The organism is Reichenbachiella sp., from assembly GCF_039944555.1.
Taxonomy (GTDB): Bacteria; Bacteroidota; Bacteroidia; order Cytophagales; family Cyclobacteriaceae; genus Reichenbachiella.
In genome coordinates, this window is sequence record NZ_JBDUYN010000004.1 from 735,199 (window position 1) to 756,046 (window position 20,848).

19 protein-coding genes are annotated in these 20,848 nt (G+C 40.4%); 10 read left to right on the forward strand and 9 right to left on the reverse strand.

Annotated features, from left to right (window positions below; genetic code table 11):
• Positions 1 to 7: 7 nt before the first annotated feature.
• From ABJD64_RS04645 to ABJD64_RS04655, 3 genes are all read left to right on the forward strand, one after another.
• Complete coding sequence (locus tag ABJD64_RS04645) at positions 8 to 241, forward strand: DUF5522 domain-containing protein (protein ID WP_348177900.1); 234 nt, start codon at positions 8 to 10, stop codon at positions 239 to 241.
• 76 nt (positions 242 to 317) lie between these two features.
• The gene (locus tag ABJD64_RS04650) at positions 318 to 1,781 is read left to right on the forward strand and encodes an aminoacyl-histidine dipeptidase (protein ID WP_348177902.1); all 1,464 of its coding nucleotides are present in this window, start codon (positions 318 to 320) and stop codon (positions 1,779 to 1,781) included.
• A 144-nt stretch (positions 1,782 to 1,925) separates the two neighbouring features.
• Complete coding sequence (locus ABJD64_RS04655; protein WP_348177904.1) at positions 1,926 to 2,492, forward strand: hypothetical protein; 567 nt, start codon at positions 1,926 to 1,928, stop codon at positions 2,490 to 2,492.
• 4 nt (positions 2,493 to 2,496) lie between these two features.
• On the opposite strand, the gene ABJD64_RS04660 is transcribed toward ABJD64_RS04655, so the two are convergent.
• On the reverse strand, positions 2,497 to 4,761 hold the full coding sequence (locus tag ABJD64_RS04660; protein ID WP_348177906.1) for a UvrD-helicase domain-containing protein: 2,265 nt from the start codon (positions 4,759 to 4,761) through the stop codon (positions 2,497 to 2,499).
• Between the two features lie 147 nt (positions 4,762 to 4,908).
• On the opposite strand from ABJD64_RS04660, the gene ABJD64_RS04665 reads away from it, so the two are divergent.
• Positions 4,909 to 6,222 (forward strand): Na+/H+ antiporter NhaC family protein, encoded by a 1,314-nt coding sequence (locus tag ABJD64_RS04665; protein WP_348177908.1) that lies wholly within the window; start codon positions 4,909 to 4,911, stop codon positions 6,220 to 6,222.
• A 9-nt stretch (positions 6,223 to 6,231) separates the two neighbouring features.
• Positions 6,232 to 6,681, forward strand: a complete 450-nt coding sequence (locus tag ABJD64_RS04670; protein ID WP_348177910.1) for a GNAT family N-acetyltransferase — start codon at positions 6,232 to 6,234, stop codon at positions 6,679 to 6,681.
• Position 6,682: 1 nt separating this feature from the next.
• Here ABJD64_RS04670 and ABJD64_RS04675 read toward each other — a convergent pair whose 3' ends face one another.
• Together ABJD64_RS04675 and ABJD64_RS04680 are read right to left on the reverse strand one after the other, a co-directional pair.
• Positions 6,683 to 7,018 (reverse strand): helix-turn-helix transcriptional regulator, encoded by a 336-nt coding sequence (locus tag ABJD64_RS04675; protein ID WP_348177912.1) that lies wholly within the window; start codon positions 7,016 to 7,018, stop codon positions 6,683 to 6,685.
• A gap of 54 nt (positions 7,019 to 7,072) precedes the next feature.
• The gene (locus ABJD64_RS04680) at positions 7,073 to 9,682 is read right to left on the reverse strand and encodes an ABC transporter permease (RefSeq protein ID WP_348177914.1); all 2,610 of its coding nucleotides are present in this window, start codon (positions 9,680 to 9,682) and stop codon (positions 7,073 to 7,075) included.
• 217 nt (positions 9,683 to 9,899) lie between these two features.
• On the opposite strand from ABJD64_RS04680, the gene ABJD64_RS04685 reads away from it, so the two are divergent.
• Both ABJD64_RS04685 and ABJD64_RS04690 read left to right on the forward strand, forming a co-directional pair.
• Positions 9,900 to 10,382 (forward strand): lipocalin family protein, encoded by a 483-nt coding sequence (locus ABJD64_RS04685; RefSeq protein ID WP_348177916.1) that lies wholly within the window; start codon positions 9,900 to 9,902, stop codon positions 10,380 to 10,382.
• A gap of 13 nt (positions 10,383 to 10,395) precedes the next feature.
• Positions 10,396 to 11,229: a hypothetical protein gene (locus ABJD64_RS04690; RefSeq protein WP_348177918.1), complete on the forward strand. Its 834-nt coding sequence runs from the start codon at positions 10,396 to 10,398 to the stop codon at positions 11,227 to 11,229.
• Here the strand turns inward: ABJD64_RS04690 and ABJD64_RS04695 are convergent.
• Positions 11,201 to 11,998: a Rossmann-like and DUF2520 domain-containing protein gene (locus ABJD64_RS04695; protein WP_348177920.1), complete on the reverse strand. Its 798-nt coding sequence runs from the start codon at positions 11,996 to 11,998 to the stop codon at positions 11,201 to 11,203. The two genes, ABJD64_RS04690 and ABJD64_RS04695, sit on opposite strands and share 29 nt — an antisense overlap.
• Positions 11,999 to 12,034: 36 nt before the next feature.
• On the opposite strand from ABJD64_RS04695, the gene ABJD64_RS04700 reads away from it, so the two are divergent.
• Positions 12,035 to 12,898, forward strand: coding sequence for an alpha/beta hydrolase (locus tag ABJD64_RS04700; protein ID WP_348177922.1), 864 nt, complete (start codon positions 12,035 to 12,037; stop codon positions 12,896 to 12,898).
• A gap of 51 nt (positions 12,899 to 12,949) precedes the next feature.
• Here ABJD64_RS04700 and secDF read toward each other — a convergent pair whose 3' ends face one another.
• Both secDF and ABJD64_RS04710 read right to left on the reverse strand, forming a co-directional pair.
• Positions 12,950 to 15,934, reverse strand: a complete 2,985-nt coding sequence (gene secDF, locus ABJD64_RS04705; protein WP_348177924.1) for a protein translocase subunit SecDF — start codon at positions 15,932 to 15,934, stop codon at positions 12,950 to 12,952.
• A 101-nt stretch (positions 15,935 to 16,035) separates the two neighbouring features.
• Positions 16,036 to 16,407: a hypothetical protein gene (locus ABJD64_RS04710; protein ID WP_348177926.1), complete on the reverse strand. Its 372-nt coding sequence runs from the start codon at positions 16,405 to 16,407 to the stop codon at positions 16,036 to 16,038.
• A 46-nt stretch (positions 16,408 to 16,453) separates the two neighbouring features.
• Here ABJD64_RS04710 and ABJD64_RS04715 point away from each other — a divergent pair, with 46 nt between their 5' ends.
• Complete coding sequence (locus ABJD64_RS04715; RefSeq protein ID WP_348177928.1) at positions 16,454 to 17,419, forward strand: glycosyltransferase; 966 nt, start codon at positions 16,454 to 16,456, stop codon at positions 17,417 to 17,419.
• 6 nt (positions 17,420 to 17,425) lie between these two features.
• On the opposite strand, the gene rsgA is transcribed toward ABJD64_RS04715, so the two are convergent.
• The gene (rsgA, locus tag ABJD64_RS04720; RefSeq protein ID WP_348177929.1) at positions 17,426 to 18,349 is read right to left on the reverse strand and encodes a ribosome small subunit-dependent GTPase A; all 924 of its coding nucleotides are present in this window, start codon (positions 18,347 to 18,349) and stop codon (positions 17,426 to 17,428) included.
• 77 nt (positions 18,350 to 18,426) lie between these two features.
• Entirely contained in the window at positions 18,427 to 19,056 is a 630-nt protein-coding gene (locus ABJD64_RS04725; protein WP_348177931.1) for a peroxiredoxin, read from the reverse strand.
• A 209-nt stretch (positions 19,057 to 19,265) separates the two neighbouring features.
• Between ABJD64_RS04725 and ABJD64_RS04730 the strand changes: the two genes are divergently transcribed.
• Positions 19,266 to 20,345: a DUF6588 family protein gene (locus ABJD64_RS04730; protein WP_348177933.1), complete on the forward strand. Its 1,080-nt coding sequence runs from the start codon at positions 19,266 to 19,268 to the stop codon at positions 20,343 to 20,345.
• A gap of 210 nt (positions 20,346 to 20,555) precedes the next feature.
• Here the strand turns inward: ABJD64_RS04730 and ABJD64_RS04735 are convergent, their stop codons facing one another.
• Positions 20,556 to 20,726 (reverse strand): hypothetical protein, encoded by a 171-nt coding sequence (locus ABJD64_RS04735; RefSeq protein ID WP_348177934.1) that lies wholly within the window; start codon positions 20,724 to 20,726, stop codon positions 20,556 to 20,558.
• Positions 20,727 to 20,848 lie beyond the last annotated feature (122 nt).

A 20,848-nucleotide genomic window follows, 5' to 3' on the forward strand; every position in this document is an offset into this window, starting at 1 on the left:
GTTCTTTGTGAAGAACTCATTAATTTCGCTCAAAATTACGAAAAGCATTCCGAATAACACAAACGAAACCCTTTTTGCTTTGAGCGATAAAAACGATAACAGAGAGTCAAATGCTAATAAATCTGAAGACTTCTACTTCAATGAGCAAGGATTGATGGTGTTTACCAGTGTCTATCATCTCAAAAGAGGGTATTGTTGTAAAAATGGATGCAAGCACTGTCCCTTTGGCTTTAAGCAATGAAACAGTGAATTAATAAAACAATGAATTAATGAAACGGTGAATCATTAAAATCTTTAAACCTTAAATCATTTACCCAATGAGCAACGACGTAAGAAATCTCGAACCCAAAGAAATGTGGAATTGCTTTGCTGATCTGAATGCAGTCCCCAGGCCGTCTAAAAAGGAAGAACGCGTCATTGAATTTGTCAAAAATTTTGGTGAAAGCCTGAACCTTGAGACCTACGTCGATGACGTAGGAAATATCATTATAAAGAAACCGGCCACTCCTGGTATGGAAGGCAGAAAGACGGTTACCATTCAAAGCCATATTGATATGGTGCATCAGAAGAATGCCGACACTGTGTTTGATTTCGATACCCAAGGTATTGAAATGTATGTAGACAGAGATTGGGTGAAAGCCAAAGGCACAACTCTTGGCGCGGACAACGGAATTGGCGCGGCTTCTATTATGGCCTTATTGGCTTCTAAGGATATTGCGCACCCGGCGATTGAGGGCTTGTTTACCATAGATGAAGAAACAGGTATGACAGGGGCTATGGGTTTGAAAGGTGGCCTGCTAGACGGAGAGATCATGCTCAATTTGGACACTGAAGATGATCATGAATTGACAATAGGCTGTGCCGGTGGAGTGGACGTGACCGGAGAAGGCACTTATGAACAAGAAGCCACGACGGGCGACCGAGTTGGATTAGAGGTAAAAATCAAAGGCCTATCAGGAGGGCATTCTGGAATGGAAATACACCTCGGCAAGGGGAATGCAAATAAATTGATGAATCGATTACTTTATGCACTTGATTCGGAGTTTGATATTCGAATGGCCAGCATTGACGGAGGTGGACTAAGAAATGCCATTCCGCGTGAATCAATCTCCACGCTCTCAATATTGGCTTCAGAAAAAGAAGCAGTAGAAGAAGAAATTATCGGGCTTGCAGAAATGATTATCGAAGAGCATGACACCACAGACCCGGAATTGGAAGTGCTTATCGAATCTATTGATGCACCAAAAAAAGTAATGAACCAAGACTTCCAATATAAGTTGCTAAGGGCGGTGTATGCCTTACCCAATGGAATTTATAGAATGAGTCCGGATATGGAAGGGCTTGTACAAACTTCTAATAATGTAGCCAGAGTTTTAGTGGCAGGAGGATCATACACCATGCAATGCTTGACCAGGAGTTCTGTTGACACTGAAAAAGTAGATTTAGCGCTACAAATTCAGGCAATTATGGAGTTGCTTGGCGCAAATATTAGCCTTGATGGCAATTACCCGGGTTGGGCACCAAAACCAGAAGCTGATATTGTAAAGCTCATGGACAAGTTGTACGAAACACAATTTGGCCAAAAGGCTGATGTCAGTGCTTGTCACGCAGGGTTGGAGTGTGGTATCTTAGGAACTAATTATCCGGACATGGAAATGATCAGTTTCGGACCCAATATCAGAGGAGCACATTCTCCTGATGAAAAAGTCCAGATCAGCTCGGTGCAGAAGTACTGGCCATTTTTGCTAGAGACTTTGAAGAATATTCCAGAGAGAGGGTAAAAGGGGGGTGCTCCTTTCAAAATGGCACTTCCAAAGTTCAAAGCTTTGGAAGTGTTTATTGTTTGATTGAATGGCATCGAACTTTTTAAAATCTTGTGCTGTTAAAGACTTTTATTATTTTAGGGAAAACTAAAAAGCATTGCTATGGATCCGTTTGAATATGTCATTGTCTTAATTTCTTTGATTTTGGGCATGGGTATCGCTCAGCTGTTGAATGGCCTTGCAGATATGCTCGCTCAGTATAAGAAGGTTAAATTTAGCACAGCCCATACGATTTATATTCTAATTATTTTTTTAGTATTTATTCAGGATTGGTGGTATAGTTATCAATACTCTAAGCAGATCAATGCATGGACGCTGCCAATCGTAATGGCTTTATTGAGTTTCCCGATATTCTTGTATCTCCTAGCTCGGTTTTTGTTCCCAACTGGCTCTAGGAGCCAAGAAACAGACATGGTGACATATTTTTCGGAGAACTGGCGCTGGCTTTACTCATTCTTTGTTTCCACAATTGTTATTAGCATTCTACAGAATGTTTATATCTCCGGACTCACATGGAAAGAAAATATGCCTCACTTTTGTTATATGGGGGTTTATTTGATTTTTATTGTAGGGAATTTTAAAAATATGCGCTACCATAATGTATTTATGATTCTGCAATTAATCCAATGGATAGTGCTTTTTGCTGTAGACAAGAATATGCTCCACTGAGCTATTAAGAAACAATCCTCAGCTTCGCGAAGCTCAACAACAAAGTCTTATCACCGGCTTTTTCAAAGGAGATATGTGCTTTTTTATTGGCGCCTTGTACATCAATCTCTGTCACCTCTCCAAAACCGAATTTTGGATGCTCCACTTTGTTGCCAATGGCCAATTTTGAAGTATCACTCGGACGGAAGTTGGCTGATGGCTTGTGAATAAGTTGATTTGGAGGAGGCTTGGGAGCCGTTCGCTGCACATTGCTGATAAAGGTTTTTGCATATTGATCTCCCGGGGATGGGGTGCTACTCATCTTCTGATTGAACTTGATAAAATCCTTGTCGATTTCTTCCAAGAATCTGCTCGGCTCACAGGTTTTTAAGCGACCAAATCGGTAACGAGTCAGGGCATAGCTCAGATAGAGCTTGGTTTCTGCTCTGGTGATGGCGACATAGAACAGTCGTCTCTCCTCTTCCAAATCCTGCCTGGAACTAATCATCATTTGAGAAGGGAATAGATCCTCTTCCATACCTACGATAAAAACATTTTTGAATTCCAGGCCCTTGGCCATATGAATGGTCATCATGGTTACAAAATCTTTGTCTCCATCCTTGTCCTTGTTGTCAGCATCAGTCAGCAAGGCAATTTCCTGCAAAAACGCCGACATACTTTTGTCTTCGTTTTCAGGGTTGTCGACAAATTCTTTGATCCCATTCAGTAGCTCCTGTACGTTTTCGTAGCGATTACGACCCTCAATAGTCTTGTCGTCGTAGAGCTCCTTCATCAAGCCAGAGTTCTTGGCAATGTGCGAGGCAGCCTCGAAAGCATCTTTCTTTTCAATGGCAAGCTTGAAGCTTTTGATAGTTGTAACAAATCCGTCAATGGCTGAAGCCGTTCTGCCAGAGATTACATTTTTGGCATTTTCGAGCACGGTCCACAGATCAGTATTTTGTTCAGCAGCTTCCACGAAAAGCTTATCAACTGAAGCTGCTCCGATTCCTCGTTTGGGTAGATTGATAATTCGGCGCAGGGCCTGCTCATCATTTTGGTTAACTGAATATCGGATGTAACCGAGGAGGTCTTTGATTTCTTTCCTTTGGTAGAAAGACAGGCCGCCCACGATCTGGTACTTGATGTTGTTTCTTCGGAGGGCCTCCTCCATCGCTCTCGACTGGCTGTTGGTTCGGTAAAGAATGGCGAAGTCTGAATTCTTGTACTGGTTATTGGCCTTGGATTCAAAAATGGCGGAGGCTACTAACTTACCTTCTTCATTGTCTGTGGTCGCCTTGATCAGTTCGATTAGGTCGCCCTCGTTATTGTCAGTCCAAACACTTTTCCGTAACTGATTTTTGTTTTTGGTTATTACAGAATTGGCGGCATTCACAATCGTTTTGGAAGAACGATAGTTCTGTTCTAGTTTGATTACTTTCAGTTCAGGATAATCCTTTTCAAAATTGAGAATGTTTTGAATATCCGCCCCGCGGAAGGCGTAAATACTCTGCGCATCGTCTCCTACGATACATATGTTTCTTCGGACGGCGGCTAGTTTTTTTGTTATCACATATTGTGAAATGTTGGTATCCTGAAACTCGTCGACCATTACATAGTGATAGCGTTGTTGGTATTTGTTGAGTACATCTATGTGATCCCGAAAAAGAACATTGGTATTGAAAAGTAAATCATCGAAGTCCATAGCATCCGCCTTGAAGCAACGGGTGGCATACTCTCTATAAATCTTTCCCATTTCCGGCTTGCCGTTTTCAGTATCATCTGCCAGATAGATAGGATTATTGTTGTATTCCTGCCAGGAGACCAGGCGGTTTTTGGCGCTCGAGATTCGGTTGAAAACCACGTTGGGCTTATAGACCTTGTCGTCCAGGCCAAAAGATTTGACAATTTGTTTGATCAGGGATTTTGAATCATCTGCATCGTAGATTGTAAAGTGACTGGGATATCCCAGTCTATCTGCCTCTGAGCGAAGAATTCTTGAGAATACAGAGTGAAAGGTCCCCATCCAAAGATTACGAGCATCGTTACCTACCACATCCTCTATCCGCTGACGCATTTCTTTGGCGGCCTTATTGGTAAAGGTGAGTGACAAAATATTGAATGGATCAACCTTGTGTTGTTTAATTAAATGAGCGATTCTGTAGGTAAGTACTCGTGTTTTTCCTGAGCCGGCTCCGGCAATGATCATGGAAGGTCCATCTACATTTTCTACTGCCTCCCGCTGTGGAGGGTTCAGTGCATTCAAATAGTCTAAATCCGCATTTTCCAACATGGTTGCAATTTACGCACTCGGAGATTATTTTGAGACATCCATGGTCAGAAATGGAACGCTTATTACCCAATCTGCGTATTTTCATTTTCTATCTATTATCCATAGCTTAGCGATCGTTCAATCGCAACCGAACTAAAACTGAATTACATGGAAAAGCAAGGGAGTTTTAAATCATTGATACCACTGATGGTATTTATTTTTTCTTTTTTGGGAATTGGTATTTTACTAGATGATTTTTATGCGCTTCCTGCTCCCATTGCAGTCATACTGGGTATCATGGTGGCCTTTGTTTTGTTTGGCGACAGCCTACAGGAAAAAACCAAGCAACTGGTGGATGGCTGTGGCGATTCGAAGGTTATGACCATGGGCATCATTTATTTATTAGCTGGAGCGTTTGCCACTGTATCTAAAGAAATGGGTGCGGTGGACTCGGTGGTCAATTTTGGTTTGGACTTTATCTCGGTGCGGTACCTACCGGTCGGCGTGTTTCTGATAGCCAGTTTTTTGTCTATTGCTACTGGTACGTCAGTGGGGTCGATTGTAGCCTTGGGGCCCATTGTTGTCGGACTGGCGGATAGGTCAGGCACTTCATTGGCTTTAATGTCTGCCACATTGCTTAGCGGCGCCATGTTCGGAGACAACCTTTCCATTATATCAGACACCACAATTGCAGCGACGCAGTCATTGGGTGTAAAGATGAAGGATAAGTTCAGGGCTAATGTTTACATCGCTTTGCCTGCAGCCATTGTGACAGTTGTACTGCTTTTGGTTTTTGGTTTGACCAAAGACTTGTCTGGGGTAGAAGCACTGACAGAAACTGGTAATTATGAATTGGTGAAAATTATTCCTTACCTCTTGGTTATCATTTTGGCTGTGATGGGCGTACCGGTATTTCATGTGTTGATCATTGGAATTATAGTGAGTGGCTTTATGGGGATGTCTTACGATCATTTCACTTTAATGGGGTTTGCTAAAACCACCTACTTAGGATTTGAAAGTATGACAGAGGTTTTTTTACTTGCTCTATTTAGCGGTGGACTGGCAGCGATGACGGCGCATGACGGAGGAATCAATTATACCCTGCGAAAAGTAAAAGAATGGGTGAAAGGTAAGAGATCTGCTCAGTTTGGATTGGGGGCTTTGATTGGGATCACCAATTTGGCTATAGCTAATAATACGGTTACACTCTTAATCACAGGCGATATTTCCAAAGAGATTAGCGAAAGCTATGAAGTGGATAAAAGAAAGGCCGCTGCCCTCATAGATATATTTTCTTGTATTGTACAGGGTTTGTTGCCCTATGGAGCGCAGGTTTTGATTTTGTTGAGATTTACAGATGGCCGTTTGAATTTCTTTGATCTGGCGGGAAATGTCTGGTATCTGTATTTGCTCCTGGTATTTGCTATCCTCGCAATTATGCTCAAGCCCTGGGACAAGAAAATTTCTTCAATGGCAGAATAATTTAGAAGTATGAACATAAGACACGCAAGAGAAGAAGAAGCTCAAAGCATAATTGATTTTCAAATTGATATGGCTAGGGAAACCGAGGATGTGGATTTAGATAGGAATCTCATCACTCCAGGAGTGAAAGCTGTGTTTAGTGACGAATCCAAAGGCTGGTATTTTGTGGCTGAAATCGATGGACAAATAGCAGGCAGTTTGCTAATAACCTTCGAATGGAGCGATTGGCGTAATGCCATGATCTTATGGATTCAATCCGTCTTTGTAGGCAAGGAATTTCGGGGCAGGGGAGTTTACCGGGCCTTGTATGAGCACATTCAAAGTATTGTGAACAATTCTGATGAATATGTTGGTATTCGGCTCTATGTAGACAAAACCAATACAGATGCCTTGAAAGTCTATCAGAAGCTTGGAATGGACAGCGAACACTATGGCATGTGCGAGTGGATAAAGTCCTGAGTTATTTAATTCCGTCGAACACTACTTCCGGTATTGTGCTCCAAAGTTGGTCTCTTTGCTCCTTCGCCTTCAATAGCGCAGCCTTTCCTGCTTGAGAGACTTCGAAGAATCGTTTTCTGCGACCCCCACGAGCCCTGGTGGCTTCGCCTAACCTAGATACTATCAAGTCCTTATCTTCCAGTCGGTTTAGCACCGAATGAACCACACCAAGCTTAACTTTTCGACTGGTTACCCTCTCTATTTCGTCACAGATAAGAACGCTATAGGCCTGATCGATCTGCGAAGCTATGGTCAGCAAGACCAGTTCTTCAAATTCACCAATGTTTGTTCCTTTCATGATTCTACAAGTTTAAAGAAGTACCCGGAAAGCTTGCTTTCCGGGTACAATATTTTATTCATTTCTTAATGTATCAGCCGGATTTGTTTGAGCCGCCCGGTAAGTCTGAAAACCAATCATAATCAAACCAATAAAAAACACAACCATTAATCCGCCAAGCACATCCCAAATGGTCATTGGAGTGAGGTAAGCAAATTCCGGAAGAATTACTTCATTCACCAAAAAATAGGTAAATGGGGCAGCAATAAGACTGGCAATGATCAACAACCACACATACCCTTTAGATAGGAGATACACTAGCTTGAAGGCCGTTGCTCCCATCACCTTCCGAATACTGATTTCTTTGATTTTGGTTTCTACAGCATACACGCTCATGCCGAATAAACCCATAGCTGCTATTGAAATAGCCAGGAAGGCTAAAAAACCAACAATTTTGATCAGCATACCGAAAACCATGTAGGTTTGTTCAATGTGATCGTCATAGAATGTGGCTGAAAATGGGTGCAATTCGTCAATTTTTCTCCATTCGGCTTCTAATTTTTCTATAGTCGACAGATAATCCTTTGATTCAATGACTAGATTGAGGTATTCGTATTCCTCCGGATTGTACCTAAAGGCATATGGTTCAATTGGTGCGTCGAGGGTCGAGTGATTAAAATCTGCCACCACTCCTATTATGGAAAGCATTTTACCGTCAAACTTTGCTTTTTCCCCTAATGCTTTTAGCGGCTCTCCGACATTAAATCTATCAAGGAATGTTTTGTTGACAATGACGTATTGTTCCTCTGCACTGTCAGGTCGCATTCTAAAGTTCTCGCCTGAAATTAATTGAAAATGATGGTTGGACAGATAATTTTCATCAATATAGTTTGTGTGCACCAGCGCTGAATCTGTGGGATCTTTGTACTTGCCATGCGTCATGTGAATGTTGTTTGAATGAATCACATTCCTACATCGCGATACGGCCTTTACATCCGGAACAGTACTAAGTGCTGAACCCATTAGTTTATGGTTATTACCTTGTAACTCTACATTCAGAATTTGTGCTGTTGAAAACCCTAGGTCGTAGTTTGTTGCATGTAAGTATTGTTTATTGAGTATGATAGTGGTAAGAATAAGAATGGTGGAGATGGTAAATTGAGAAATGAGTAGGACTTTTCTAAGTGTCATACCGGCAAATAGTTTTACACTTGATGTACTTCTCAGAACTTTTACGGCCTGAAATTTAGATAGTGTTGCTGCCGGAACTAAACTGGCGATTACTCCGGCAAAAAGGGCAAATAGGATAAAGAAAATGATTACTGTACCGCTGATCGGAAGGCTTAGACCATCACCATCTAACATTACAAGGAATTGTCCCCTCAAGGGTATATAAAGAATGCCAGATACCACCAGTGCTAATAGTGCTATAATTACTGATTCCACCACAAATTGAGCAAATATATTCCCTCGGGAAGCTCCAATTACTCTTCTGATACCTACTTCTGTTGTTCTTCGGAGAGACCTTGCGATCGAGAGATTGGTATAGTTGAAACAAGCAGTAAGCAATATGATGAGAGGCAGGATAGCAAAAATAACGGCTGCCATGGCTGGTACAGTTGGTCCGATTTGATTGCTGAGTGGTGAACCGTTGAAAATCTCATGAAGCGGCTGTAGCCTTGAGGTTATGGCCAGTGGGTCGATGAGCTTATTCTCACTTTCAGAAATCTGATTTAGTGTTTTAGTAATTCGCCCATGATCAGATTCGGTCGGAATTGTCATGTAGATATATGTCCTCCACATATTGGTTGATTTTGACCAATCTGGATCATCTCTTGATTGATTGACAAGTGTCGTCATAGAGGCAAGTGCTTCAAAGGTGAAGTGAGAATTTTTTGGTGGATCTTCGGCTATGCCTTTAATCAGAAATTCTGTATCATCTACCTCTATAATTTTACCCATTGCCTCTCCGGCGCCGAATAATTTTTTGGAGAGAGTTTCGCTTAAAACTATGCTATTAGGTTCTGACAAGGCTGTATTCTTGTCTCCCTGAATTAATGGAAATGTGAAGACGTTGAAGAAATCTTTAGAAGCCCAAAGACCAGACACAACAAGTTTTTTTCCTTCAGCATCTGCATCTCCACCGAACCCACGATGCAGCGTTGTTTTGTATTCATAGCCATCTACGTCTTCCAATTTTTGGCTCATGAAGTAGGAAGTAGATGCCATTTTCAATTCTTCTCCTTTTGCATCGACACGTGTGTTAATCACACGATAAATTTGCCCCCCTTTCGTATGAAAATCGTCGAATCCGAGACTTTCTACAATCATGGTGATCACAACCAGACCTACGGACATGCTAATGGCTAGCCCAACGATATTGATTATCGAAAACAGTTTGTTTCTCGCAAGGCTTCTTACTGAAGTCTTGAAATAATTTTTGAATAACATAAAACCATTCATCTTGTATTTGTTTTTGAGTTTTTTAAAAGTGTATGACCTAAAAAATTTGAATACATCTATGATAAAAATGAGATTGGCCATTCGAGGACCTTTCTCCAGATTTCGATCATAATATTCATATAAGTCCCCCTGAAGGTCTTCGAGTAAATCTTCTCGGCAATACCATTCAAGCAGCCTATTGGCCCATTTTGGAGGATGATTTGTAGATGTATCTGGATTCAAATCTATTTATTCATTAAATGTATGAAAAATAAGACGTTAGATGGATAGTTCCGGTTTCATTTATTCATTATTTGTATGTAAAATATAGAAATATTGATTTTCAACCACAGAGATGGTAGAAATGAAGAACAATTCTGAATAAATTTATGTTGAATTGATAATCCTGTGACAGTTCTGTGATGTTTGAACAGTAATATTGGATTCAAATTCGATTGAAATGAAATACTTGCGATACATTTTTTGGACACTTCTGACCGTAATTACCGGATGCAGTGTTGTGGTAGAAGAGGGCAATGACGCCTCCGAATCCAATACAATAACTTTTGAAAATGTTTTTCCTAATAGTCTAATTGATGCCAATACTTACTTGCTGGGGGGCGGAAACAGAACCTGGACCACTGTGGCTTTTACTATCGAGGGGGTTAATGGTTTTCAAAATTGCAGACTCGATGATGAAATTCGACTTAATGAAGACAACACCTATGCGTATGACGGAGGGACGATGCTTTGCGGTGCGGAGGATAATCAAAAAATTAAATCAGGTACATGGGAGATCGATGCGCCTTCGCGAACTTTGACCTTTGATAAAGGACTGGATCACGAATCAATCATGTATATCGAGAGCCTGACCAGTGAAGAGATTGTTGTTAGCTCGCACTATTACAGTTGGAAAGTGGTAGGGAAATTCACCCACGACTAATATTTCTAGTTATATGAAAAAGATATTTATCATAGGCCTGGTCTTGTTGACCGGACAGCACCTTTTTGGACAATCAAGTCTACAACAATATACTCCGTCGGTTTTGTTGAGCAAAGGCCAAATGGAATTCAAATTGTTCAATAATTTATATACGCAGACCAAAGTTCGGGACGAGAACGGGAATAGTATTGAACTTGGCGAACGGCAATCCTTTTTGAATCACCAATTCAGGTATTTATATGGCTTATCAAATAACCAACGTCTTAATGTGGGAATCGAAGCAAACCTTACCACCGCTTGGTACGGATCGGAATCAACCAGTTCACTCCTATCTTCTATCGGCCCCACTGTCAAATTCGTACCCATTGAGCATCGTGGAAATTTTAGCATACAAAGCACGTTTCTTTTTCCTATGAACGGCAGCGAGCTGGAAAACCCAAGATTTATTAACCATAACCGTTACACCTGGTGGACGCAATTTTTTTATGACCATTCTCTTAACGCCAAGTGGAACCTGTTTTTTGAAGCAGATGTACTGTATAGATTCAAAGTGGAGGATATTCAAAATGATTTTTTTAGAGTTCCTATAAGTGCCATCGTCAGTTTCTTTCCGTCGAATAAGCTCACACTTTATGGTAATATCCAGCATGCGGCAGCTTATGGTAAGTTAACGACCGTCGAGGATGCGGAATTTGGCAGAATTAGATGGTACACGCAGCTAGGAGTAGGCGCTAAGTATCTTATCCTGAACAATCTGGAATTGGAACTGTCCTATGCCAATTTTCTATGGTCTAAGCGCGATGGAGCAGGTCAGGTCTTTAATTTTGGTTTGAGAATTTTAAGATGATGGATTTGGTTACCTGCTGATAAATTTCAAGCAGTTCTGGCTTGTCTTTTAGCATCAATAGGTGTTTTTCAATCGTCTTGCCATCTCCCCTTTTGGCTGGTCCTGTGAGCGCCGCGTCGGGGCCTTGATTAAAAGCATTTTGGATGGATTGTTCCAAAAGCGGTTTCAAAATATGAAGATCCAAATTGGAATTGCTCAAAATATCCTCTGCGGCAGCCAGCATCCTGTTGGTAAAATTACTTGCGAACACTGCTGCCACATGCAGCCGCTGTCTATCCGATTCAGAAACTTCATGTACTTGTTTGCTGATGGCCTGACCCATTGTGTTTAGGATAGCTAATGCTTCTGAATTTCCGCCTTCAATCAAAATTGGAATTTTTTGAAAATCTATTTTGGAGTCAGCTACAAATGTCTGTAAAGGGTAGAAGATTCCGAAGGAGGAACCTGCGCCCGACAAGGTTTGCATCGATACCGTTCCAGATGTATGAAACAGATAGGAATCGGCACGAACCTTTATGTTTTGTGCGATAGCATTGATGGCATCATCATTTACAGCCACGATAAAAATGCCGGATTGACTAGATGAAAAGTCCAAAGAATCCGTAGGCTTTGCTTTGGGAATATTCACAACCAACTTCTCAGCGCGTTCAAGTGTTCGGCTATAAACTTCATTGATGCAGATACTATTTGACTGTAAGGCGTGAGCCAAACTGGTTGCCACTCTTCCGGATCCAATTATTGATACACCCTGGTTTAGAACCGCTGTCATATCGAAATGATTATCTTTAGTAACTAAAGCGAATCTATGCAAAATTGCTCACTCGATCAGTGGTATGGGTCTGCCAAGACTTTTACATGGTACGAACATTTGATCATCTACAAAGAGTGTCTATCAGACAATGAGACATTACTACTTATTCATGGTTTTCCTACCGCTTCTTATGATTGGTGGAAAATTTGGGAACCACTGTCCAATAAATTTTCGTTGCTGGCGCCAGACATGTTGGGATTTGGGTACTCTGCCAAACCTTCTGGGTTTCCCTATTCAATTATGAAACAGGCAGATTTGATACTTGATTTGCTAAAGGAGAAAGGAATTAATAAATTTCATATATTGGCTCATGACTACGGTGATACAGTCGCACAAGAAATTTTAGCAAGGGCCACTAAGGATAATAGATTAAACATAAAATCAGTGTGCCTGTTGAATGGAGGTATTTTTCCCGAAGCACATCATCCATTAATGATTCAAAAGCTGCTGATGAGCCCAATTGGCTTTGTGCTGAGCAGGTTGCTGAACAGGCAAAAATTTGAAAAATCCTTTTCAAGGATTTTCGGTGCTCAAACTCAATTGAGTAAGGAAGAGTTGGCTATCTATTGGAATTTGGTATCCAGAGAAAACGGACACCACATTGCACATAAAATCATTCGATACATGCAGGAAAGGGTCGTGAATCGTAAACGATGGGTAGGAGCTCTAAAGGATTATCCAGGTAAACGTGGTTTGATCAATGGGCCTGAAGATCCCATTTCTGGTCGTGTCATGGTTCGTAGATACCAGGAGATTATATCAAAAGAAAATATTTGGCTTCTTGAAGGAATAGGACATTATCCACAAGTAGAGGCTCCTGGTGAATTGCTGGAGAGGTATATTGAATTTTTGCAATAAAAAAACCCTTCCGTTTAAGAACAGAAGGGCTTTTGTCAAAGAATTTATTTTCTATTCTTTCTCTTTGTTGAAATCAATTACAATCGGCGTAGCAATAAACAGTGAAGAATAAGTACCGATCAAGATACCTATGATCAGTGCGAAAGAAAACCCTTTCAACACTGCTCCTCCAAAGAAGAAAAGAACAATCACAACAATTAAAGTTGTAATAGACGTAATCATGGTTCTGTTAATTGTGCTGTTCAAAGATTCGTTGAATACAGCTTTCATTTCACCGCCAGTTTTAATATCAAGATTTTCTCTAACTCTATCAAATACCACCACGGTATCATTGATTGAATAACCAATAATGGTCAACATCGCTGCAATGAATACTTGATCTACTTCAAAGGAAATCCCGAGTAGGTTAGCAATAGCAAAGGCAGAAAGCACAAATAGGGTATCGTGGAATAGAGCGATGATTGCACCCAGCCCAAATTGCCATTTTCTAAACCTAACCAAAATGTATAAGAAGATAACGATCAATGCAAAAACAACAGATCGAGTGGAGGCACTCTTGATGTCATCGGCAATAGTTGCTCCTACTTTAGAAGAGCTAGCGATTGTAAAATCCCCCGTGTCAGCCTTGGTGTCGTCTTGTACATAGTTCAATCCGGTGAATTCCGATACTCCACTCACTAGGGCAGTTTTCACGTTGGAGTCTGCCTCATCAGATTCGTCATTGATTAAATAACTGGTGGTCACTTTTAGCACGTTGGATGCACCGTAAGTTTTCACCTCTACACCCTGATTGTTGAATGAGGAAGCCAAAGCCACTTTGAGTGCGGATGATTCCACAGGTTTGTCGAAAGACACCACATAAGATCTACCACCAGTAAAATCAACTCCATAGGTCAACCCTTTGGCAACCATAGCAACAATTCCAATTGAGATAAATATGGTTGAGAATAAGTAAGCAAATTTTCTCTTCGAAATAAAGTCGAAATTCATTTGAGACAATAGGTTTTTAGAAAATCCTGTTGCGAATGAAATCTTGCTTTGATCTCCTTTTTTGCTCATCCATTCTACGACCACTCTTGTAATGAATACTGCCGAGAAGAATGAACAGGCGATACCCACCATCAAGGTAATTGCAAATCCTTTTACTGGACCTTGACCCAATGTGTAAAGAATAATACCAACCAAGAAAGTAGTTACGTTCGCATCTACAATAGAAGAGTATGCTTTTCTATACCCGGAAGAAATGGCCTGTTTTATACCTGCACCATTTTTTAGTTCTTCCTTGATTCTTTCGAAAATCAGTACGTTGGCATCAATAGACATACCAATAGTCAATACAATACCTGCAATACCAGGCAGAGTCAATGCTGCGCTCAACTGAGCCAAAATTCCTAATATGAAGAATACATTGAAGAATAGAGCCAGGTTAGCAATCATGCCTCCTTTAGAGTAGTAGGCGATCATGAACAGAATCACAATAGCTAAACCTGCGAAGATGGATAGCATGCCCTGATCCTGAGCAACCTTACCCAAGGTTGGCCCTATGACCACATCTTCTACAATGGTGGTAGGAGCAGGAAGACTACCTGCTTTCAAAATGTTTGCTAAATCCTTAGCTTCTTCTAATGTGAAGTTCCCAGTTATCTGCGAACTACCGTTTGGAATTTCACCTTGCACATTTGGAGCAGAGTAGACATAATTGTCGAGTACGATAGCAATTCTTCTGTTCACATTTGAGCCAGTGAGTTTTTTCCACTTCTTGGCACCCGTTGCATTCATGTTCATGCTGATGGCAGGCGCGGTTCTTTGGTCTAAATCTTGTCTTGCATCAACAATTACTTCGCCACTTAGTGGCGCCTTACCACCTCTGCTTGATTTGATGGCATATAGTTCAAGGAATTCATCCTGGCTCAACTCGTCCTGATTTTTGATTGGCTTCACCAACCACATAAACTTGATAGTTGCTGGAATGACTTGCTGAACTTTTGGATTCTTTAGCATTCTGTTGATCCTTGCAGTGTCTTTCAAATCATACACCAGACCATATTGTGCTTTCAAAAGACTAAACAAAGGAGAAACCTGAGAGTTGAAGGTAGAATCAACAGCAGTGCTGTCATTTTCTAATTGTGCTTCCAGATCATCGGTACTGAGAGAATCTTCTTGGCTGTCATCTGATAATAAGTCTCCTAAATCATCGGATGACTCAGTAACTTCAGCTTCCTCACCAGAAATTTCAGGCAATTCAACCTTCATTTCTTTTACCATTACATCATTCATAGCTTGCAGCGTTGGGAATATCTCCTGCATTTCATGAACTTCCCAAAATTCTAACTTGGCCACCCCTTGCAGTAGTTTTCTAACCCTTTCAGGATTATCTACACCAGGCAATTCAATTTGAATTCTGCCAGTACCTTGTAGTCTTTGAATGTTTGGCTGAGAGGTTCCAAATCTGTCAATTCTTGTTCTTAGAATATTGAAAGACCGTTCGATAGCACCATCTACTTCAGTATTGATCAAATCCATAACCTCTGCATCAGTTGTACTTAAACTGATTCTTCCTCTGTTGGCTGCAGTGGCGAACACACTCGCTAAAGACTGGTTAGGAGCGATTTCCTGGTAGGCATTATAAAACTCAGTAACGAAGTCTAGTTGAGTACCTTTTACACGCTGTCTGGCCATGTCCAGGGCCTTGAGGAAATTAGCATCCCTGCTATTTCCACTAATGCCTTTTACGATTTCTACTGGAGACACTTCTAAGGTTACATGCATACCACCTTGAAGGTCGAGGCCTAAGTTCAATTCTGTTTCCTTGATTTCCTTGTAAGTAAAATCAACTCCAAAAAGGTTGTATACCGGCTCATTCCAAACAGAATCTAAGTATTCTTGCTTTTTTTGGTAGTCTGTGGTATTGTCCACAGTAGCTGCATCTATTGCTTGTTGGTTTACTCGCTGTGCCACAAATGTGAAGGACAGGTAATAAACACAAAGTAAGGAGACTACAATCGTGAGTAGTACTACTCCGCCTTTATTTTTCATTATTATAAATGTTTAAAAAGTAATTACTAAGTAAGATTTTTAATTGAGTGTTTGGTCGTGAGTGACCAGTTTCGTGTTCATTGAAGGAACAGGAAGTTTTCTTATGGTGCGTTGGGGGCAATAATAATGTTGAAAAGCACCTTAAGGAGCTTTTCCGGCAGGCGAACTGCCATTTTTGCCAATATACTTGTCTCTGGCATTTCAGCTTCCGGCTGATCTTCCAATACAAAGTCCAAGGGAGATAAATGGATTTGTGCAGTGGGTGCTACTGCTTCCAGTGCAGATATTTGAGCTTCGTTTGGATTCTCTTCTTCAGCATCACTTTTCTGATCAGAATCTGCATTTTTTTCTAACTGGCAAATCTTTTCACAATCCACATAAGCCTTCAGTACGGGCTGAGCGACTATGCCCAGTCCGGCAATCATTCCTATTGCAAGAATGAGTGCTTTATACTTGGTTATGTTATTGATCATGTTCATTTAGCCCACAAAAGTATATAAATATTAATTAGATGGAAGAATGGAACAAATATTTAGTTTTGAACTCATGGAAAATCCATTGGTATCGGTCATTTGTTTGTGTTACAATCAGGAACGCTTTGTTAAAGAAGCGCTGGATTCTGTCATTGGCCAGTCTTATAGCAATATCCAACTGATTGTGGTCGATGATGCCAGCACGGATGGGAGTAAGGAGGTGATATTAGAATGGCTCAATAATACAGGAGATGTATCATTTGTGGATCTTGCTGAGAATGCTGGAAGCACAACTGCATTCAATAAGGGATTAGCCCTTGCCCATGGAGATTATGTTATCGACTTGGCAGGTGACGACATATTAGTTCCTGAGAGAATTGAGCGCCAGGTGAATTTTTTTGATGAGCAAAGTCCTTTGATTGGTGTAATTTATTCTAACGCACAATATATCAACGAAGAAGGTAAGGAGCTGCACGAACATTTTGAAGATTTAAGGTTGATTCCGTTCGAAGGGGACATTTATGAAAGAGCAATAGACACTTATTTTATTCCTACACCTACTATGATGATTCGAAAGAAGGTACTTGATGACTTGGGGGGATACGACGAATCATTGGCTTATGAGGATTTTGATTTTTGGATCAGATCGGCTCGTAAGTGGCATTATGCCTATCAGTCTGAGGTGTTGACATTGATCCGGAAAGTAAAAGGTTCTCATTCCACAAGTTTTTATGAAAAGAATGATCGAAAATTGAAATCAACGCTCACAGTGTGCTACAAGATTTTGGGCTTAAATAAAACGAACGAAGAAGTAAAGGCACTAATTAAAAGGCTAAAATATGAAATTAGGCATGCTTTTCTGGCCGGCAAAAAGACCGAGCTTAGCGGTTTTTTCTTGCTCTGGAGAAAAATAGAGCGAATTCCTAATCATTACCTAATTATAAAATGCATTGGACAATTAAGTTTAAACTTTAGTTGGCTTAAAAGATCAATTCTTACCTTATTTAGATAGAAAGACCTATCGTCTGTTGTCATCTCCCATCAACATGCTCAGGTAGCTGTCATAGCGGCTTTGAGAAATCTTACCGTCCTCATACGCAGCCGCGATGGCACAACCGGGTTCGTGCGTGTGCGTGCAGTTGTTGAACTTGCATTGCCCTAATAATTCTCTAAGCTCAGGAAAATAATGACTTAATTCATTTGATTCTATCTCAGCCAATCCGAGTTCTTTGATTCCTGGTGTGTCAATGATATAGGAATTTTCAAAGACCTTGAATCGTTCCGCAAATGTGGTGGTATGGATGCCCTTTTCCGAAAATTCAGATATCTCTGAAGTTTTTTGGTCAGCTTCTGGAATTAGCTGATTCACAATGGTTGACTTTCCGACACCAGAGTGACCGGAGATGAGTGTTGATTGGTTAGAAAGGCTTTCTTTGAAATGTTCAATATCTTTTGGGTTTAGCGCTGAAATAAAACCCGTTTTGTACCCTAAAACTTCGTACTCCTTCATTTTTTCCTTGAGTGCATCAAGTTCTTCTGAAGAAAGTAAATCAATTTTGTTACACAAAATCATGGCCGGTATCCTGAAAGCTTCGGCCGTGACCAAAAACCTGTCAATAAAACCCAATGAGGTTTTTGGATTAGCTACTGTTGCCACAACAACTGCGAGGTCAAGATTACTTGCTATGATGTGGCCATGGCCTTTCTTCTTTGGAGACGTACGGATGATGTAGTTTTGCCTAGCGTGAATTTTGGAAATGATTTTTGCCTCGACATTACCTTCGTCGTCTATAATCTCAACGCGATCTCCTACCGCTACTGGATTCGATATCTTTTTATTTTCAAGTTTAAACTTGCCCTTCAGCCTACATTGATAATTGACCCCATCGGATCCCTCTACCAAATACCACAATCCCATCGATTTTGTTACCGTTCCCTGCATCTTACTCATTTGGAGGACTAAAATAAAAAAGTCCTCCATCATGGAGGACTTTTCATCGCTATTATAATGCGGTTTTCTTAGTTCTTTGACAGATATTCAGCTACTCCTTCTCTTGTGGCTTGCATAGCTTCTTTGCCTTCTTCCCAGTTGGCAGGACAAACCTCTCCATGTTTTTCCACATACTGAAGCGCGTCAACCAATCTGATCATTTCATCAATGTTTCTACCTAAAGGCAAATCGTTGATTGTCTCATGTCTTACTGTTCCTTCCTTGTCAATCAAGAAAGAACCTCTATAGGCAATAGGTAGACCTTTAAAAGAAAGATTTCCTTCCTCGTCGTAATCCCAATCTCCAGCTAGCACGCCATAGTTGTTTGCGATGGTCTTGCTTGTGTCTGCAACCAAAGGATAAGTTACTCCTGAAATTCCACCTTTGTTTTTGTCAGTCATCAACCAGGCTAAGTGAGTTTCTTCAGTGTCGGTTGAGGCACCTACTACAGCAACTCCTCTTTTTTCAAATTCAGCCAGTTTTTCCTGAAAAGCCAGGATTTCTGTTGGGCACACAAAAGTGAAATCCTTTGGGTAAAAGAAGAAGACGACCTCTTTTTTTCCTAGGTACTGATCTAATGAGAAAGATTCAACTATTTCTTCTCCATTTATAACAGCCGGAGCTTCAAATAGTGGTGCTTTTTTTCCTACTAGTGACATAATATATATGAATGTTTAAAATGTAATTTTTAATAACGCAAAATTAGCATTTCGTTGCTGGTTGGTTGAAAGATTAAATCAATTTTATTTATGAGTGGATAGATTTTCATTGGCGTGGGCGAAACTCACTTTAAGAGACTTTAAGGTGTTTCTTTGTGTAATTACTGGAATTAGCCTTATTTTTAGACTACTAATTAAAAACTACTATTATGGAATTGAATTTTACTAGAAGAATGTTTTTTGTCTGCCTTTGCGTTGGGATTTGCCTTCCAGGTTCCATGTATGGACAAATCACTTCCTTAGAAGATGCTGAGGCTTTGGACATCTCAGTATTTCTTAAAGGAGGAGAGGAGGCAGCTAGCGAATTAATGGGATTGTATTTGAACCCGGCCTTCACAGGAATGGGTTTTGGCGTAGCTAACGGCTGGTACAACACGGCAAAACCACATAAGCCGTTAGGGTTTGATATTACGGCTACATTGAGTCTTGCAAAAACACCAAATTCGGATTTATTCTTTAGTATGCTTCAAGCTGGTGACATAACCTCTGGAGGTATAAGAACACAATCTGGGAATACTGAAGAATTTGCTACTGTTTTTGGCGATGACCGAACTGTGGGCTTGGAATCAAGCCTGACCCAGAATGGTATTACAGTTACGAGCCAGTTTAATGCCCCACCAGGACTGAACTTAGAGGATGACGTAAATGGTTATGTTCCTGTTCCGATGCTTCAGGCAGGTATTGGTCTGATTAAAAATACAGATTTGAAAATCAGATGGGTTCCAACGCAGAAAAGTGATGAGGATGGATACGAACTGAAAATGTTTGGATTAGGTGTTATGCATGATTTTAAACAATGGATTCCAGGGATTAAACATATTCCAATTGATATGTCTGTGTTGGTAGCGTTTAATCGAATCAACGCAAAACTTGATCTGACCAACGATGCTGTCTCTGGTGCGGGTCAAGAAGGAGAATTTGGAATTAATGCTTGGACCTATCAGGTGCTGGTTTCTAAAAAATTATCAATATTGACATTGTATGGTGGGTTTGGTTTTAATAATGTATCGACGAGCCTGGAGGTCAAAGGGAGTTATGATATACAAGATGATACTGACTCAAACTTGGTGATTACTTTGGTAGACCCTGTGTCGGAAAGTTTTACTAGTAGTGGAATGAGAGCTACAGCTGGTTTTAGGTTGAAATTAGCAATTATTACTTTACATGCTGACTACACTTTGCAGAAATACAATACAATAACCGCAGGACTTGGGTTTAGCTTCAGATAAAACCTACAACTTCAGATAAAACCTACAACCATATAAAAACGAAAAGCCCCGATTGTGATCTCGGGGCTTTTCATTTTTGATAAAAATGTTAAACAGGTGTATGAATAAAATTTGTGTTATGTACCTCTTTATACCAGATACATAAACAAAGTAACCACCCATTGTGATTTTTTTTAATTATTTTTTTAGATTAATGAAATGGAGACTTAATTAGTCGCGAATAGAGGCTGTAATCACCGTAATGTGCTCTTTTGGAGAAAGTGCCTGTTTTGCAGTGTTGAGGACTTCAGTCGATTTATTCAATTTATTTGCAAATAAAATCAGAAACAAAAGTGATATCTTTAAAATAAAGGTCAGTTCCGATTTAACTTTTCTCGACATGCTTTGAGTGGTTTAGATTTCTCGAAGGTAAAATTATACAATTATAAGATTAGGATAATCTCATTTCGATGAATTTGATGAATTAATAGACTAATGCTACTTCATTCTATATCGATTTAAAT

Excerpts from the sequence above, each read along its gene's own strand:
- ABJD64_RS04655 (WP_348177904.1), top strand. The coding sequence starts at position 1,926 with ATGGATCCGTTTGAATATGTCATTGTCTTAATTTCTTTGATTTTGGGC.
- ABJD64_RS04675 (WP_348177912.1), bottom strand. The coding sequence starts at position 7,018 with ATGAAAGGAACAAACATTGGTGAATTTGAAGAACTGGTCTTGCTGACC.
- ABJD64_RS04695 (WP_348177920.1), bottom strand. The coding sequence starts at position 11,998 with ATGACAGCGGTTCTAAACCAGGGTGTATCAATAATTGGATCCGGAAGA.
- ABJD64_RS04710 (WP_348177926.1), bottom strand. The coding sequence starts at position 16,407 with ATGATCAATAACATAACCAAGTATAAAGCACTCATTCTTGCAATAGGA.
- ABJD64_RS04685 (WP_348177916.1), top strand. The coding sequence starts at position 9,900 with ATGAAATACTTGCGATACATTTTTTGGACACTTCTGACCGTAATTACC.
- ABJD64_RS04665 (WP_348177908.1), top strand. The coding sequence starts at position 4,909 with ATGGAAAAGCAAGGGAGTTTTAAATCATTGATACCACTGATGGTATTT.
- ABJD64_RS04700 (WP_348177922.1), top strand. The coding sequence starts at position 12,035 with ATGCAAAATTGCTCACTCGATCAGTGGTATGGGTCTGCCAAGACTTTT.
- ABJD64_RS04715 (WP_348177928.1), top strand. The coding sequence starts at position 16,454 with ATGGAACAAATATTTAGTTTTGAACTCATGGAAAATCCATTGGTATCG.
- secDF (WP_348177924.1), bottom strand. The coding sequence starts at position 15,934 with ATGAAAAATAAAGGCGGAGTAGTACTACTCACGATTGTAGTCTCCTTA.
- ABJD64_RS04730 (WP_348177933.1), top strand. The coding sequence starts at position 19,266 with ATGGAATTGAATTTTACTAGAAGAATGTTTTTTGTCTGCCTTTGCGTT.
- ABJD64_RS04650 (WP_348177902.1), top strand. The coding sequence starts at position 318 with ATGAGCAACGACGTAAGAAATCTCGAACCCAAAGAAATGTGGAATTGC.
- ABJD64_RS04690 (WP_348177918.1), top strand. The coding sequence starts at position 10,396 with ATGAAAAAGATATTTATCATAGGCCTGGTCTTGTTGACCGGACAGCAC.
- ABJD64_RS04725 (WP_348177931.1), bottom strand. The coding sequence starts at position 19,056 with ATGTCACTAGTAGGAAAAAAAGCACCACTATTTGAAGCTCCGGCTGTT.
- ABJD64_RS04735 (WP_348177934.1), bottom strand. The coding sequence starts at position 20,726 with ATGTCGAGAAAAGTTAAATCGGAACTGACCTTTATTTTAAAGATATCA.
- rsgA (WP_348177929.1), bottom strand. The coding sequence starts at position 18,349 with ATGCAGGGAACGGTAACAAAATCGATGGGATTGTGGTATTTGGTAGAG.
- ABJD64_RS04660 (WP_348177906.1), bottom strand. The coding sequence starts at position 4,761 with ATGTTGGAAAATGCGGATTTAGACTATTTGAATGCACTGAACCCTCCA.
- ABJD64_RS04670 (WP_348177910.1), top strand. The coding sequence starts at position 6,232 with ATGAACATAAGACACGCAAGAGAAGAAGAAGCTCAAAGCATAATTGAT.